Origin of the sequence: Actinoplanes sp. NPDC026623 (assembly GCF_040638275.1) — a bacterium.
Classification (GTDB): Bacteria; Actinomycetota; Actinomycetes; order Mycobacteriales; family Micromonosporaceae; genus Actinoplanes.
Genome location: NZ_JBEZXZ010000218.1, coordinates 1 through 14,452, shown reverse-complemented (window position 1 = coordinate 14,452; position 14,452 = coordinate 1). Strand labels below are relative to the sequence as shown.

14 protein-coding genes are annotated in these 14,452 nt (G+C 67.8%); 7 read left to right on the top strand and 7 right to left on the bottom strand.

Annotated features, from left to right (window positions below):
- The first annotated feature begins 959 nt into the window (after positions 1–959).
- Positions 960–1,154: a LuxR C-terminal-related transcriptional regulator gene (locus AB0F10_RS38430; protein ID WP_360637130.1), complete on the top strand. Its 195-nt coding sequence runs from the start codon at positions 960–962 to the stop codon at positions 1,152–1,154.
- Positions 1,155–1,325: 171 nt separating this feature from the next.
- Here the strand turns inward: AB0F10_RS38430 and AB0F10_RS38425 are convergent, their stop codons facing one another.
- Positions 1,326–1,520 carry a hypothetical protein gene (locus AB0F10_RS38425; protein ID WP_360637127.1) on the bottom strand — a complete coding sequence of 65 codons (195 nt, stop codon included), beginning with the start codon at positions 1,518–1,520 and terminating at the stop codon, positions 1,326–1,328.
- Positions 1,521–1,605: 85 nt separating this feature from the next.
- On the opposite strand from AB0F10_RS38425, the gene AB0F10_RS38420 reads away from it, so the two are divergent.
- The 4 genes from AB0F10_RS38420 (at position 1,606) to AB0F10_RS38405 (ending at position 5,842) form a co-directional block, all read left to right on the top strand.
- Positions 1,606–2,289, top strand: a complete 684-nt coding sequence (locus tag AB0F10_RS38420; protein WP_360637124.1) for a DUF4241 domain-containing protein — start codon at positions 1,606–1,608, stop codon at positions 2,287–2,289.
- A 143-nt stretch (positions 2,290–2,432) separates the two neighbouring features.
- Positions 2,433–2,708 (top strand): hypothetical protein, encoded by a 276-nt coding sequence (locus tag AB0F10_RS38415; RefSeq protein WP_360637121.1) that lies wholly within the window; start codon positions 2,433–2,435, stop codon positions 2,706–2,708.
- A 419-nt stretch (positions 2,709–3,127) separates the two neighbouring features.
- Entirely contained in the window at positions 3,128–4,765 is a 1,638-nt protein-coding gene (locus AB0F10_RS38410) for a methyl-accepting chemotaxis protein (RefSeq protein WP_360637118.1), read from the top strand.
- Between the two features lie 120 nt (positions 4,766–4,885).
- On the top strand, positions 4,886–5,842 hold the full coding sequence (locus AB0F10_RS38405) for a recombinase family protein (RefSeq protein ID WP_360637115.1): 957 nt from the start codon (positions 4,886–4,888) through the stop codon (positions 5,840–5,842).
- A 184-nt stretch (positions 5,843–6,026) separates the two neighbouring features.
- On the opposite strand, the gene AB0F10_RS38400 is transcribed toward AB0F10_RS38405, so the two are convergent.
- The 5 genes from AB0F10_RS38400 to AB0F10_RS38380 all read right to left on the bottom strand — a co-directional run bounded on the left by AB0F10_RS38400 (position 6,027) and on the right by AB0F10_RS38380 (position 11,729).
- Positions 6,027–7,076: a glycosyl hydrolase gene (locus tag AB0F10_RS38400; RefSeq protein WP_360637112.1), complete on the bottom strand. Its 1,050-nt coding sequence runs from the start codon at positions 7,074–7,076 to the stop codon at positions 6,027–6,029.
- A gap of 286 nt (positions 7,077–7,362) precedes the next feature.
- On the bottom strand, positions 7,363–9,804 hold the full coding sequence (locus AB0F10_RS38395; protein WP_360637109.1) for an FtsX-like permease family protein: 2,442 nt from the start codon (positions 9,802–9,804) through the stop codon (positions 7,363–7,365).
- The gene (locus AB0F10_RS38390; protein ID WP_360637106.1) at positions 9,801–10,535 is read right to left on the bottom strand and encodes an ABC transporter ATP-binding protein; all 735 of its coding nucleotides are present in this window, start codon (positions 10,533–10,535) and stop codon (positions 9,801–9,803) included. The genes AB0F10_RS38395 and AB0F10_RS38390 overlap by 4 nt, the downstream gene beginning before the upstream one ends.
- The gene (locus AB0F10_RS38385; RefSeq protein WP_360637103.1) at positions 10,532–11,113 is read right to left on the bottom strand and encodes a PadR family transcriptional regulator; all 582 of its coding nucleotides are present in this window, start codon (positions 11,111–11,113) and stop codon (positions 10,532–10,534) included. Before AB0F10_RS38385 ends, AB0F10_RS38390 begins: the two co-directional genes overlap by 4 nt.
- 172 nt (positions 11,114–11,285) lie before the next feature.
- A complete protein-coding gene (locus AB0F10_RS38380) occupies positions 11,286–11,729 on the bottom strand; it encodes a hypothetical protein (protein ID WP_360637100.1) in 444 nt (147 codons plus the stop codon).
- Between the two features lie 229 nt (positions 11,730–11,958).
- Here AB0F10_RS38380 and AB0F10_RS38375 point away from each other — a divergent pair, with 229 nt between their 5' ends.
- Together AB0F10_RS38375 and AB0F10_RS38370 are read left to right on the top strand one after the other, a co-directional pair.
- Entirely contained in the window at positions 11,959–12,312 is a 354-nt protein-coding gene (locus AB0F10_RS38375) for a hypothetical protein (protein WP_360637097.1), read from the top strand.
- Between the two features lies 1 nt (position 12,313).
- Positions 12,314–12,724 carry a hypothetical protein gene (locus tag AB0F10_RS38370; protein WP_360637094.1) on the top strand — a complete coding sequence of 137 codons (411 nt, stop codon included), beginning with the start codon at positions 12,314–12,316 and terminating at the stop codon, positions 12,722–12,724.
- A 205-nt stretch (positions 12,725–12,929) separates the two neighbouring features.
- Here the strand turns inward: AB0F10_RS38370 and AB0F10_RS38365 are convergent, their stop codons facing one another.
- Complete coding sequence (locus AB0F10_RS38365; RefSeq protein WP_360637091.1) at positions 12,930–13,460, bottom strand: integrase core domain-containing protein; 531 nt, start codon at positions 13,458–13,460, stop codon at positions 12,930–12,932.
- Positions 13,461–14,452: the final 992 nt, after the last annotated feature.

The following is a 14,452-nucleotide window of genomic DNA, read 5'->3' as shown; positions in this document are numbered from 1 at the left end:
TCCCGATCCACGCCCGCACCCCGCTACCCCGCCATCAGGAAATCCCAGGTCAAGACCCCGAAACGGCGAAATCAACGTTAAACAGAAAGCTTAGGCGGGCGTGGCCCAGCCGGGCGGTGCGTGCGCGACGGTAAGCCGTCACCGACAAGCAACCGCGGCGACTGCCGGGGTGGATCTTGTTGGAGGGATTCAGGCGGTTCCGATCACCCCCGGTGGCTCCCGCACCAGACGATGGCGAATCCCCCGATCGGGACGACCCATGCCCCATCGCCACGAACCCGTGCCCGCCTCCATTCCAAATCGACTCAGGTATCGACGCAACTGGTATCCCCCGGTACTGTCGTGCGCATGGCCTGTGCGTTGAGTCACCGGGGATGGAGCTGGAGTCCGAAGGGGCTACGTATGTACCAGGGACCAGTGTCGGACGACTACCAAGTGATCTCGTTCGCCGTCCTTGGACGGGTGGATGTCCCACGGCCGTCAGCAGTTTCGGCCGCCTCGCCGACGGCGATACCCCGACCGACAGAGCAGCCTGCAGGGTCGACCGCGCGGGCGGGTCTGGCCGTGTCGGCAGGGCGCCTGGCGGCGGCACGATCAGGTTGGACGGTTATCCGAGCAGAGCTACTCGAGGCCAAGAAACACGACCAGCTGGCATCCATATACGAGCGTGCCGCCACGTTGGCGCCACCGGCCATCGGCCGTCACCGGCGGCGGCGCGCCCAGCACCATCGTGACGTGGCGCGAGCGCGGCATTCGGCGGTTGACCGGGCGTTAGCTGAACTGGTCACCATCACCGGGCAATCCGGGCAACCAAGCCAAGTCGCCGCCACGATGGACAGTTCAGTCACCGGCACAACCGGGATCAGATCACCGCAGCCCGCGGGCGCCGGCGCGGGCGGGCGACGGAGCCGCACGACCCGGCGACCGCCCTGAACAGCCACGGACACCCACCCGCGCTGGTGGTACCCCTGAGCCCCCGGGAGATTGAGGTGCTACGCCACCTGCCGTCCGAACTGACAGTCGCCGAGATCGGCGCCGAGCTGTACGTCTCAGTCAACACCGTCAAGGCACACGTGAGATCGATCTACCGCAAACTCGGTGTTAGCCGCCGCCGCGAAGCTATCGTTCAGGCTCGCAACCACGGCCTCCTGTAACCGTTCGCTCTGCTCAGGTGCGCGGGCCCCGGCGAAACGCCTGCCGACGCAGCGGGGCCACCCTGCCGGCCAGGCTCCGCGTTCCGGTGCGGCGGCACCTCTGTCTCGCTCGTCTCGTCTGTCTCGCTGTGTCACCAGCCGTGTGACGGTGCCGGTGCGACGGTCAAGGCACTAGATCATACGGCGCCCTGCCCGCCACACCACCACGCCGATCAGGACCGCCGTGACGGCGATGAACAGGGCCGCCTCGATGAGCTGGAACGTCCAGAACCGGTCGGCCGGGTGGCAGATCCCGAACTGCTGGATGCCCCGCGCGTGCAGGAACTGGTTGAGGTTGGTGCCGGCCCGGTTGGCGGCGCCCTCCAACTCGTAGTACTCGGTCCAGCTCAGCCTGCGCCCGGTGGCGTCTGCGTAGCCGTGTTCGATCCATCCAGTCGGCGAAGCCGGACAGGTGCCCCGCCTGGTCCTTCGAGCCGCCGACGGGGACCGGCTCGATGGTGGTGAGCGGGGTGGCGTACGCGGGACGGGCCAGCAGCGCCATCGGCATCCGGGTGGCGAGGAACGCCCCGAACGCGACGCCGAACGCGGGCAGGCTGCACCGCAGGATCGCCCCCTGAGCTCCGGCCGTGTGATTGCTGCCGATCCTTCGTCGCTGGAACTCGACGCCGAGCCCGTCACCGTCACCGTGCCGCCCGGGACGTACCCGGTCTCGATCAGCCTCGCCACCTTCACCGACGACTCCGGCCATAGCCGAGTCTGCGCCGCGCGCCTCGACGTCGGTGATCAGCCGCCGGTGCGGTGGGAATTGGCGCTGCGCGACGGGCAGAACACGATCGATCTCGGCTTCGGCGAGTTCTTCGGTCTCGGCGTCGACGCCGGCGTGGCCTGCTTCGTAGACGCGGATGCGAGTGACCGGCTCAAGGACTTTTGGCGGACTTTCGACGGGCTCGTCGAGCCGCCCACGTCGCCGCGATCTACCGGAAACTGCAGTGCTCCACACGTACCGAAGCCGTCGCGCGTGGCCGCGACCTCGACCTACTGCGTACATAGCACCGGCCTGCGTAGACCACCGACACCGAGTCCGGTGCAAGACTTGCTTGAACGATTCGCTGCCGCTGCAGGTGGTCAATGGTGAAGGCGGCGTAGTAGCGCGCCGCCTTGGATGTGGCTGTGCGGATAGCCGGCCGCGAACACATCAACCAGAAAGTGATCAACGGCTGACCCAGGCGGTTCGCCAAAGGGAGCCCTCGAAACGGGCGTGGCGGGAGGTGAGCAGCAATGATCGACATCACGGTGCAGGACCGAACGGGGCTGCCCCCGGAGTGGGACCGCTGGTTCGACGAGGAGTTCACCGACCTCATCGCCAGCGACGAGGACCTGCTCCGCGCCGAGTTCGACGACTTCATCTCGTCGTCCTGGCCGCAGCCACCAACGCGTACCTCACCACCCGCCCCACGCGGCGTCAACGCGCAGGAACCCACCCCGCCACAGGGCACGGCCGTTATGCAGCCCCGGCCCACCGGCCACGCCACACGCCTGGCCACCGCCCCCTGACCCATGACCGATTTCCCCGGCACTGTCCCGCCGTCAGGCGATGGCGGCGGGGCCATCCCCGTACGCATCGATCATCATCGGATTTGTCTCCGCGGCGAGATGACGGCACGACGCTGAACCCGGCTCGAACGTCAACCCGAGCCGGGTTCAGGGCCGGGTCCGTCCTGACCGCCGGCGAGAAGGCCCCATAATCAGGCCCGTTTTGCGGCATTATGAAGATGTACTCCATGCTCCGGCATCGGGCTGCGGTCACGCCTTCGAGCGAAGGTCGACCGCAGAGCGGTGACGACCGGTGCGTCGACGGTGCAGTACGGGTGCGGCGTGGCGGAGCGCTCAGTTCTTGTGCGGCGATGCAGATGGTCATCTTGCCGGCTTGGCTGGGCGGCGATCACGCACGACACTGTCAGGAGGGCAAGCCGATGCAGCCCACGCTCGACGAGTCGCGGCACCCGAACGTGAAGCGGCGCCGAGGTCTGGGCCGGCTGAGTGACCTGCCGCTGGCGGTCAAGTTCTTCATCGCCATGACACTGGTCGCGGCGACCGCGTTCGTCACCGCCTGGGTTGGCTTGGTCGCGCAGCAGGAGGCCAACGATGCGACCCGGCGTACCTACCAGAACGCCCTGCTGCCGACTGCCGCGTTGGAGACGCTGCGGGCGTCGGCTTTGCGTAGCTTGCTGAACCTGACGCTGCTGGCCTCGGCACCGAATCAGCAGGCGGTCGCGGCGCTGATCCAGCAGATCAAGGCCGAGGACGCGGTACAGGACGGCGCACTGAAGCAGTACGCGGAGCTGGGTTCGCTGGGCGGGGACGCGCGCACCGGCCAGGTCGGGCAGTCGCTCGCCGCCTTCCGGACGGCTCGTGACTCGACGCTGCTGCCGGCGGCCACCGCTGGTCAGAGCATGGTGTACCTGGCCGGCCTCAAGGAACTGACTCCGGGACTGGCCAAGTCTGGCGCTGTCATCACGTCCCTGATCGACGACGAGACCGCCCTGGCCGCAAAACAGGCGACCCAGGCTCAGGAGTCGTACCGCAGCAACCGACTGTTCGTCATCGTCATCCTGGTGGCAGGCCTTATCCTCGCTTTCGGGGTCGCGTGGGTGGTGATCCATCAGACCGTTCGGTCGATCAAGCGAATGGCGGCCGTCCTGGAGCGGGTCAGCGCGGGTGATCTCACTCAGCGGGTCGAGGTGCGGTCCGGCGACGAGATCGGCACGATGGGGCGGGCGCTCAACGACGCGACGCAGAGCATGCGTACCACGCTGTCCGAGCTGGACCGCTCGGCGTCCGAGCTCGCCTCCTCCGCGCAGCACCTCACCGCGGTGTCTGCGACCATCGGGGGCGGCATCGACGAGGTGAGCGCCGAGGCCGAGGCTGTTGCCCGCGCCGCGGGTGACGTCTCGGAGAACGTGTCCGCGCTCGCCGCGGCGAGTGAGGAGATGGGTGCCTCCATCCGGGAGATCTCCCGTAACGCCGGGCAGGCCGCGGGCGTGGCTAACGAAGCGGTCACGGTCGCCGAGTCGACCACGGCCGTGGTCGCCCAGCTCGGCGAGTCCTCGGCGCAGATCAGCGACGTGGTCAAGGCCATCACCGCGATCGCCGAGCAGACCAACCTGCTCGCCCTCAACGCCACCATCGAGGCCGCCCGCGCCGGCGAATCGGGCAAGGGCTTCGCCGTGGTCGCCACGGAGGTCAAAGACCTCGCCCAGGAAACCGCCAAGTCGACCGAGGACATCGCCAAACAGGTCCAGGCGATCCAGCGCGACACGGGCAAGGCCGTCGAGGCGATCGCCGGGATCACCGCCGTCATCTCTCAGATCAGCGACTACCAGACGACCATCGCCTCCGCGGTGGAGGAACAGACGGCCACGAGCCAGGAGATCAACCGCAGCGTCACCGACGCCGCGGGCGCCTCGGCGGGCATCGCCAGCAACGTCTCGGCGGTCGCCGGCGCCAGCCAGATCGCCAGCGCCGGCGTCGTCGAAACGCACGCCGCCGCTGAAGAGGTCGCAAAGATGTCCAGCGACCTCAAGGCCCTGGTCTCCCGGTTCGTCATCTGAAGCACGGACATCGAGCCGACAAATGATCTAGAAATCCTCGCAGCTGACGCCACGAAGACCGCTCCATGAAAGCGGGGGAAGCTCACCCTGGCGCTACGCGCGCATGGCGTTGATCTGTGGTTGCCAGAGACGCTGGGACCGGTCGATCTCGACGACCCGGCTCATCGCGCGGTCCTGATCGCTCTCGGCGCACGCTCCACGCATGAGGTGCAGCGGGCCCGGCATCGCGCCACGGAGGCGATGCGTGCTCAGACCCGATACCAAGGCCGTTACCTCGGCGGCCGACCACCGTATGGATATCGACTCATCGACGTCGGCCCGCACCCCAACGCCAGCCACGCCCGGTGGGGACGCCGACTCCAGCGCCTGGACCCCGATCCGGTCACCGCCGGGTACGTGCGGCGGATCTTCGATCGGCGCCTGCAAGGCTGCAGCATGGCCGGTATCGCCCGTGAACTCAACGAACACCGGGTGCCCTGCCCGTCCGCCTACGATCGGGCACGCAACCGCCACCGCAACGCCTCCGGTTGGGAGGTGACCACCGTCGCGGCAATCCTGGCCAACCCCCGCTACACCGGCCACCAGATCTGGAACCGACACCACAGCCGGTACCCCGATCACACCGCCATCGGTGTTCCTGGCACCGGCAGCCCAGCACACGGCCCCAACAGGCGGTGCGACTGGGTCATCTCCGACCGGCCCGCGCACCCGGCGCTCGTCACCGAGAAAGAGTTCATCGCCGCTCAGAGCGTCTCCGCGCTCCCCAGACCCGGGGGCGGGCAGCGTCACCACTACCAACTCGTCGGCGTGCTGCGATGCGGCATCTGCAGGCGGCGGATGATCTCGCACTGGGCCCACGACCGCGCCTGGTACCGCTGCCGTCACGGACTGAGCGGTACCGCCGCCGCTGAACCTGGACGGCCGAGGACGCTGTACCTGCGCGAAGACCGCCTCCTCCGCGATATCACCGCCGCACTGCGCCCGGAGCTGGCGAACGGCGACGTCGCCGATTACCTCCGCAGCCATCACGTCGACGCGGTCTGCACGCGAGAGTCCATGACGATCGAGAGAGATTGACGGCGCGAATACCGAGTCTCGGTCCTCCTCAGCGGCGGAGCAGACCGCTCCGACCCGGCAGCTCTACGACCCCCCGGCTAGGACTTAAGCGCCGCGACGGGCTTGCCGAGCGCGCCCCGCCGGAAAAGCGAACGAGCCGCCCGGTGGTGTGCCGGGCGGCTCGTGGTTGGATCTTGTGTTCGTGTCAGGCGAGCTTGACGTTGAACAGCGGGTTGGTGGCGAGTTTGCGGAACGCGGTCAGGCTGGTCTTGGTGCTGTTGATGCTGATGTCGCGGTCGCCGAAGGCGTCCTTCTTCGTGTCGAAGTAGACGATGGCCTTGATCGCGGGGCGCTTCGCGAGTTCCGGCAGGACGCTGTTGAACGGCGCCGACTTGTCGGTGACCCTGCCGACGCGGTGGTAGGCGCCCCACTCGGCGACCATGATCGGCTTCTTGGGGTGTTTGGTGACGGCCCAGTCGTAGAAGCCGGTGCCGCCCTTGGCCTTACGGTCGAGCAGGTCGGCGAACTTGCCGTAGTGGTAGTAGTTCTTCTCGGCGGAGACGTAGGAGTCCAGGCCGATCCAGTCGACGACGTCGTCGCCCGGGTAGAGGTCCTTCCACCAGGACTGGGCCATCCACTTCTCGTTACCCATGTACGCGACCACGTTGATGGCGTTGGTGACGCCCTTGGCGTGCAGCCGCTGGATCACGTGGCGGTAGGAGGCGGCGAAGTCCTTGGCGGTCATCCCGGAACCGGCCTTCGGGTTGACGTCGTCCTCGGGCTCGTGGTTGAGCACCAGGAAGAACTTCTGCGGGTAGGTCGACTTGACCCGGGCGGCGAACTTGTCGATCCGTGCGTCGAGTTTGCCGGATGCGACGTTGGCCCAGGTGGAGCCGTACTCGACACGCCAGTTGAGCAACAGCACCCGCGGCTTGGCCGGATCCTTCGTCATGGCGATCTCGGCGGCGGTGGGGAAGACCTCGTCGCCCTTGTGGTAGGTGTGGTAGATCGTGGAGGTGCGGCCGGACATCTTCTCCCAGGTCTTCAACTCCTGGTCGCGGGGCAGGGTGCTGAATCCGCCCGCGGCGGCACCCCACAGCACGCCACACGAGGGGACCAGCAGCTTGTCGGTGACACAACCGGCCGGGGCGGCGGCGGGGGCAGCCTGCGCGGCGGCGGTACCGGCCAGCGCGGCGGTGGCACCCACGGCCACGGCGGCCAGAACGGTCATCGACTTCTGCAGCTTGATCCGCAAGATTTGGTTTCCCCCCGCTTGTCCGGCCGCTGTTCGGCCGGGCATGAGAAGAGATTCCGGTCTGCGGGGTGCGGGCCCCGGTCCCGGACAGGTGCCGCCGGGTTGCGGACCACCCGAACCGCGAGACTTGAGGATTTCCCCGCCGAGAAACCCCGCCATCGGGGTGGAACCGGACACAGATCGGGGCATGAGGCCGGGAGGCGCGGCCGGTCTGGGTGCGCATCGCCAACGCCGGAGAGCCCCGCATCGCCCAGGAAAAGGCGGGTGCGGGGCTCTCGTCGGGGTTTCACTCGATCGGCGCGTGCGCCATCGTGGCCGGTTCGCCGGCGGCGAACAGCCAGCCGCCGAGGGTCGCGGCCACGGGCAGTCCGACGACGACCAGCAACAGGTCGAGCCATGGCGGCTGGCTCATCCGCTCCGAGAGTTGGCTGCGGAAGAACGCCACGGTGGCCAGGTATGCGACTGCCGTGCCGAGGATCGCGGCGAGGGTTCCGAGCGCACCCGCGGTGACTGCGGTGAGCGTGCGCCGGGTGCGGCGCCGGGCCCCGGTCGCGGCCAGGATCCTCAGGTCGCCGGCTGTTTCGCTGCGGATCAGCCCAACCGTCATGGCCAGCACCCCGAGGGCGAGCAGTACGCCGGTGGCGGTCGCGTAGTTGCGGACCTCGTCGAGCGAAGGTTGCTGGCTGGACGTCTCGATGGTCAGGCCGCTGCGTACCGCGATCTGCCGGGCGGAGTTGATCTGGGTTGCGGTCAACGGCTGCGGTAGCTGAATCAGCCACGCCGCCGCCGACGTCACCTCGAGCTTGAGGGCGTCCACCGCCTGCTGGGTGACCAGCAGGTTCGGCTGTGAGGTGCCGGTGGGTAGCCGGTCGGTGGTCTGGATGCGGGGGTTGTCGATGCCGTTGCCGAACTGGTCGAGGGCGAAGCCGACCAACTTCAGGCCGGACAGGCCGGTCAGGTGCGGGCGTGAGGTGAGCAGCTGCGTACCGGAGGCGATGTCGTTCGGGCCGATGCCGTAGTGCGACAGCAGCTCGGGGGTGGCCACGTACAGCTTGCCGTTGCTTCCGCAGATTTCCTGGGCACCGCCCCGGCACTGGGCGAGGCCGCCGCGCACCGAGTCGAGGGCCAGCACGTCGTTACTGCCCAGCGCGTCGGCGATGGCGGCCGCGGCGGCCTTCGGGTCGGTGTTCGCCTGTGGCGTCGCAGGGCTGGGACCGTGGTCGGCCGGATCGTCGCCGGGGGCGTAGACGATGAGCTGGTCGTGCGGCAGGTTGGGTCCGACGTAATCGACGGAGTCGGTGAACCGGCCGGTCGAGATCAGCGCGACCAGCACGGCGATCAACACCGCGAAGCTGCTCGCGGCGAGTGCTGGCCCGGACCGGGACCGGTATCGGGCGAGATCGCGCAGCGCCACCCGGGAGGTGAATGGCGCCCACCCGGCGATCGCGCCGAGCATGCCGACTACGACCGGGGCGATGTACATGAGCCCGGCGGCACTGGCCGCCAGGCCGCCGAGCTGCAGTAGCTGTTGGGTGGTCGACCGCGACCCCCAGCCGCCGGAGAAGAACAGCATCACCGGGCCGGCGATGAGCAGCGCGAGTGGCAGCCGGATCGATCGGTGTGTCGCCTTCACCGGAGCCGGCCGGCCGGACAGCGCGGAGACCACCGGCACCCGCGCGATCGTCCGGGCCGGTCGGCGGGCGGCCAGCGTCGCGGTCGCCACGGCGAGCACCATCGCGGCCGTGACCAGCCACCATGGCAGGCTCGTCCAGGAGACGCGGTGGTTCACGCTGACGGAGTAGCGCGGCGCGTACACGGTCCAGGCCGCCACGCCGATGACCGCGCCGGCCAGAGCGCCGAGTCCGCCGACGAGGGTGCCGTTGGTCCGCATGACCAGCCGTATGTGACGGTCGGTGGCACCCAGCGCGGACAGCATGCCGAGCGCGCGAAGCCGGCGCTGGGCCAGCACGGTGAATCCGGCGGTGGCGACCAGACCGATGAAGATCAGCCCGACCACGGCCAGCGCGAGCACGATGAACTCCGGACTTACCCCGGGTGGCGGCGTCGGCGTCAGCGGGACTGCCCCGGGCGGGAAGGTGAACCCGGCCGTGTCCGCCGCGCCCGCGTCGAACAGCACGCTCACCTCGCCCGGGTGGGCGAGCTGGCCCGGTGCGACCAGCGCGAACTCGTCGAGGAGATTTTGCGGGTTCTCGACCACGCCGACCACCCGGCGGGTCCCGGCCGGCCCCGGCCAGATGTCGCCGACCCGAAGGCCCAGCGCGGCCGCGAGCTGCGCGGTCATCGCCGCCTCGGCCGGCCCGCTCGGGTAGCGGCCGGAGACCAGGGCGAGCATCGGTCGCCCGTACGCGCCGCCCGGGTCCTGGGCGCGCAGCTGGGCACTGCCGGCCAGGCCGGTGGGCAGTGGCTGATTCTCGATCACGTCGACCGGGGAGAACCGCTGCGCGATCGCGGCGACATCGGCCCGGTCCGGCAGGGTCACCAGATGATCGGCGGTACCGAATCCGGCACCGGCCGGTGGCGGGGCGTTGGTCGCGACCCCGGCGCCGAGGACCGTGGCGGCCACCGCGACCGTGATCAGCGCCAGGACCAGAAGCTGCTGGCGCCACTCGCGGCGCAGCAGCCGCCAGGCCCAGCGGATCACCGCGCGGCGCGCGGCGGGGCCGCCGTTCGGTGGCGCGGCCGGGCGGTCCAGCACGGAGGCGGTCATCGGTCCGGCCCGCGGTGCGGGCTGCTCTGCAGCAGGGACTCCACGCCGGCCGCCGGGGTGGTCTGGTCCACCACCCGGCCGTCGCGGATGAACACCACCCGGTCGGCCCAGGACGCGAGCTGCGCATCGTGCGTGACGAAGACCGCGGCCACCCCCTGCCGGCAGGCGGCCAGGATCAGCCGCATCACGGCCTCGCCGTTGACCGAGTCGAGTGCGCCGGACGGCTCGTCGGCCAGCAGCAGCCGGCGTTCGCCGACGATCGCGCGGGCGATCGAGACCCGCTGGCGCTCGCCGCCGGACAGCTGGTCGGGGAAGTGTTCGGCCCGTTCGGTGAGGCCGAGGGTCTCCAGGGCCTCCATCCCGGCGGTGCGGGCCGTCCGGGCGGATCTGCCGTCGAGCTCCAGCGGCATCGCGACGTTCTCCACTGCGGTCAGGCCGGGCAGCAGGTTGTAGTCCTGGAAGACGTAGCCGATCGAGCGGCGACGCAGCCGGGCCTTCGCGTCGCGGGACATCGCCGACAACGGCTCGCCGGCGACCAGCACCTCTCCGGTTGTCGGGTCCTCTAGGCTGCCGGCGATGGTCAGCAGCGTGGACTTGCCCGAGCCGCTGGGGCCCATCACCGCGACCAGTGCGCCGGGCTCGACGGTGAGGTCCACTTCGACGAGTGCGTCGACCCGATTGCGGTCGTCACCGTAGTGCTTGGACACGGCGCGAAGTTCGAGGGCGATCATGGCCGCACCCCGACCCGGCGGCGGATCCGCGGTATCCCGGCCGGAGCCGGCTGGGCCGGCTCGACGGCGGCCCGCTTGAGTCGCCCGTCGGCGGTGTCCAACCACCGGACCACTGAGTCGAGCCGGAATATCTCGGCGTCGACGGCGAGCGCGAACGCCAGGTCGTAGCCCGCTTCGTCCTCTTTGAGGCGGGTCCACTGCTGCATCAGCTCGACCAGATACCTGCGGTGCACCTGGATGATCCCGTGTACGTTGACCCCCGGTACCCGCAGCGCCATCAGCACCTTGACGACCAGCTCATCGCGGGGCGGCAGGCTCAGGTCCGGGGGAGTCTGCAGCCACGTCGCGAGATCTTCGGCCCCTTGCGCGGTGATCCGGAATCCCTTCTGCGGACCGTCGTCACCGGTGTCGTCGGGCTCGACGAGGCCGTCGCGTTCAAGACGCTGCAGCGTCGTATAAACCTGGCCGACGTTGAGCGGCCAGACCTCGCCGGTGCGCGCCTCGAACTCGTGGCGCAGCTGCAGCCCGTACTTCGGGCCCTCGCTCAGCAACGCGAGCATGGCATGCCGGAAACTCACGGCGCCACCTCGGATTCGGTTGGTATCATACTCGGTATACTACTGCTATGACGGCTTTGGCGCTGTCGGGGGCTTCCCCTATTGCGGACCCGTAGACGGCGGCCAGGTAGCTGCTTCGGCGGGCCGGGGCGGCCTCGTCGCCATCAGCAGGATCCGTACCCGGTGTCCTCTCTTATCCGAGGTAGATCGCGGCGGTTGCCATGGCCGCCCAGGTGAAGCCGCTGACGAGGAGGAACCGGTCCGAGGCGAGGAGGTCCTCGGGTGCCTCGCCGTCACCATGAGTGACCAGCAGGCTGTAGCGCATCAGTCCGGCCAGGAACGGCACCAGCGACAGCCCGAGCAATGGCAGCGAGGCGTCAGGTCCAGAGAATTCAAAAGCCCAGCATGCGTACGCGATGACGGTGCCCGTGAGTGTCATCGTGAGCGTCTGTTGGAGCCAGGTCGCGGAGTAGAGGGCGAGGACCGCTCGGCCGCCGCGGTCCCGCCGTAGCTCGCCGAGCCGTTTGCCGGTGACCAGGAACAGCGAGCCCAGCAGTGCCGCAGCCCGAACAGCACCGCGACGACCGCCGCCGGCAGGGATAACACGTGAGGCCGGCCGACCGGTGGGTTCTCCCACGGGCCGACAACCTCCCGGACCCGACCGACAAGGTCGCTGAGTTGTCCGGTCGTCAGTCCTGTCATACGCTCAGCCCGCGGCGGCTGGCCCTCGATCATCTGAGTCCACACAACTGAGTTGATTTATAGGATCCCAGCCGCCGCGTCCAATCAGGACGACCAGCCGCCAGTCGCGGCCACCCCTGAAGAGTCACTCACTGCAACGTCGACAGACGTCGACTTACTTTTGAATGACCCTCCTGGTGCACAATGCGCCTGGGCCTGACCGGTTCGGCCTTCCTAGAGCTCCCGGTGTTTATATCATTACGTTGGATTCTGGTGATAAGTATGTTGGCCAGGAAAAAACGTCTCCGAGCGGTGGAGGCAACACTTTGGGCCGAAAGGCACTCTCACCAAGGCTGGATTCACTCGCAAGAAACATAGCGGACATCGACTATCGGCTTCCTAGGCCAGGTGTGGACCTCAACCAGCTTGAAAGTGAGACCTTCGACGAACTCGGCGGCAAGGCGAAGCTTCCTTACAACACCAATAATCCGATCATGTATAAGCTTTACGGAACAGGCCCTGGCGGCAAATGTGGTTGAGGTGAACAATTTGGCAATTAGGCCAACACGTGAATGGCGCGACGGCATTACGGAAGAGGCGCGTCTTGTTGCTGAGGGTACGCTGGAGGAGGGGTTTGCAGTTACGGCTGGATTGTTTCCTTCAGATCTGTTGCAGCGTTTCGATGAGATCTTCGACGCTTTCGAACAGGACGTATCCGAGCTGAGGCTCCCGGCGGGCGACAATGCCATTGCCGTCATCCGAAGGGTCGTCCTGGAGCTAAACTCGCTAAATGAGGAGTACGATGCCGATGCGATTGCCACCGCTGAGCGAACCATGCTGTGCCAGTACATCGATCAAACGATCGCCGAGGCGGGTGTCGACCTTGACGACTTAGCTGCTCGCCACGGTGTTTTGCGGGAAGACCTAACTGACGAGTGGCGCACCTGGTAAAACTCGGCGAGTTCAGGCGGTGGAAAGTTTTCCTCGACGAGTTCGGCGAATATCTCGGAGGGCTTCTTCCAGTCGAAGATCTTACGCGGTCGGTTGTTGATGGTTGTTGATGTCGGCGGCGACCATCGCGAGGTAGTTAGCCTCGCGCCTTCAGTAAGGGCGGCCGGTGGCGAGGCCGGGGAAGGCGAAAGCGGTATTTGTCAAGTCAAATTGAGACGGTTTGTGTCTGTGTTGTTGGCTGGTTGATCCAGGCCTGCTCCGGGAGTTGGGGTGCGCGGGGTCGGCGGGTGAACCGGTCGGGGTGCTGCGCGTAGGCGGCGTCCAAGGTGGTCTGGCGGTGTCGGCGGATCTGGTCGGCGGTGCCGTAGTGCACCGACGCCGGGGTGTGCCAGCCGATCCCGGAGTGGCGGTGTTCGTGGTTGTAGGAGGTGAAGAATGTGTCGCAGAAGGCGCGGGCGTCGGTGATCGATCCGAACCGGTCGGGGAAGTCGGGCATGTATTTCATCGTTTTGAACTGGGCTTCGGAGTATGGGTTGTCGTTCGACGTTCTCGGCCGGGAATGCGATCGTAGGACTCCGAGGTCGACGAGCATCTCTGACACCGGTTTCGAGGTCATGGCGCCACCGCGGTCAGCGTGAATGGTGTGCGGCTCGATTCTGTTGCCGGTGACCGCGGTGGCCAGGAAATCGCGGGCGACGATCGCGTCTTCGGCGGCGGCGACCAGCCAGCCGGTCACGTAACGGGAGTAGATGAGCCCGCGCCTACCTCGTCACCGACGACCATGTACGGGAGACCGCCGCGCGCTACGCCGACCAGCGGCCTGATCTCGACCCGCTGTCCCGAGCCGCGATCGACCGTCCGCCGCGTGCCCTCGAATCACCGAAGGCTGCCAACCACGACCCGGAACAAGCGCTCCTGACCGCGCTCGGCCAGGCACCCGATGATGGCCTCAGTATCCCGGAACTTATCGACACGACCGGCATGAGACGCACCTGGATTTACGACCGGCTCCAGGCACTCGCCGCCGCCGGCCGCGCCCGGCAGGTCAGCCGCGGGCGCTGGCGGGCCTGAGCGGACGGACGTCCGCGCGTCCGTCCGCTCGCGCGCGTCTTCGCAGATCAGCGCGCGGACGGACGAGCAGACGGACATTGAGATCAGACCGTCGGTCGATCATCGTCCTTTGGGCTCAACTCTTCCGACGAACCGCGGTGCTGAGCACGGAGCAACATTTCCAAGATCTTCATTGCTCGCTGACGCCGATCATTCTGCCTCGAAAACAATGCGACGAAGACAACTGTCGACATCGTGAGGGCGATGACGGGTAACGAGGACATGAGAGCGCCGCTTGTCACTTCACCCCTCCGGCAAAAGGTCAATCGGGCTCTCTTTCCCGCATCCTATCTGCGCCGAAGGCATTCTCCAATAGGAGAAAAATTCGGGCTACCAGGCGGAACGCCCGGGAGTTATCGCCCCGGAGCTCGGGTTGCTCAACCGGAACGGGTGCTTCTGGCCGCGCTCGTCCAAGCGTCCGACGACGGCCTCAGCATCCCGGAACTCATCGACACGACCGGCATGGGACGCACTTGGATCTACGACCGGCCCCAAGTGCTCGCCGCAGCCGGCCGCGCCCGGCGGGTCAGTCGCGGACGCTGGTGCGCCTGACCAAACGTCCGCGCGGACGTCCGTCCGCTCTCGCGGGTCTGCGCAGATCAGCGCGCGGACGGACGA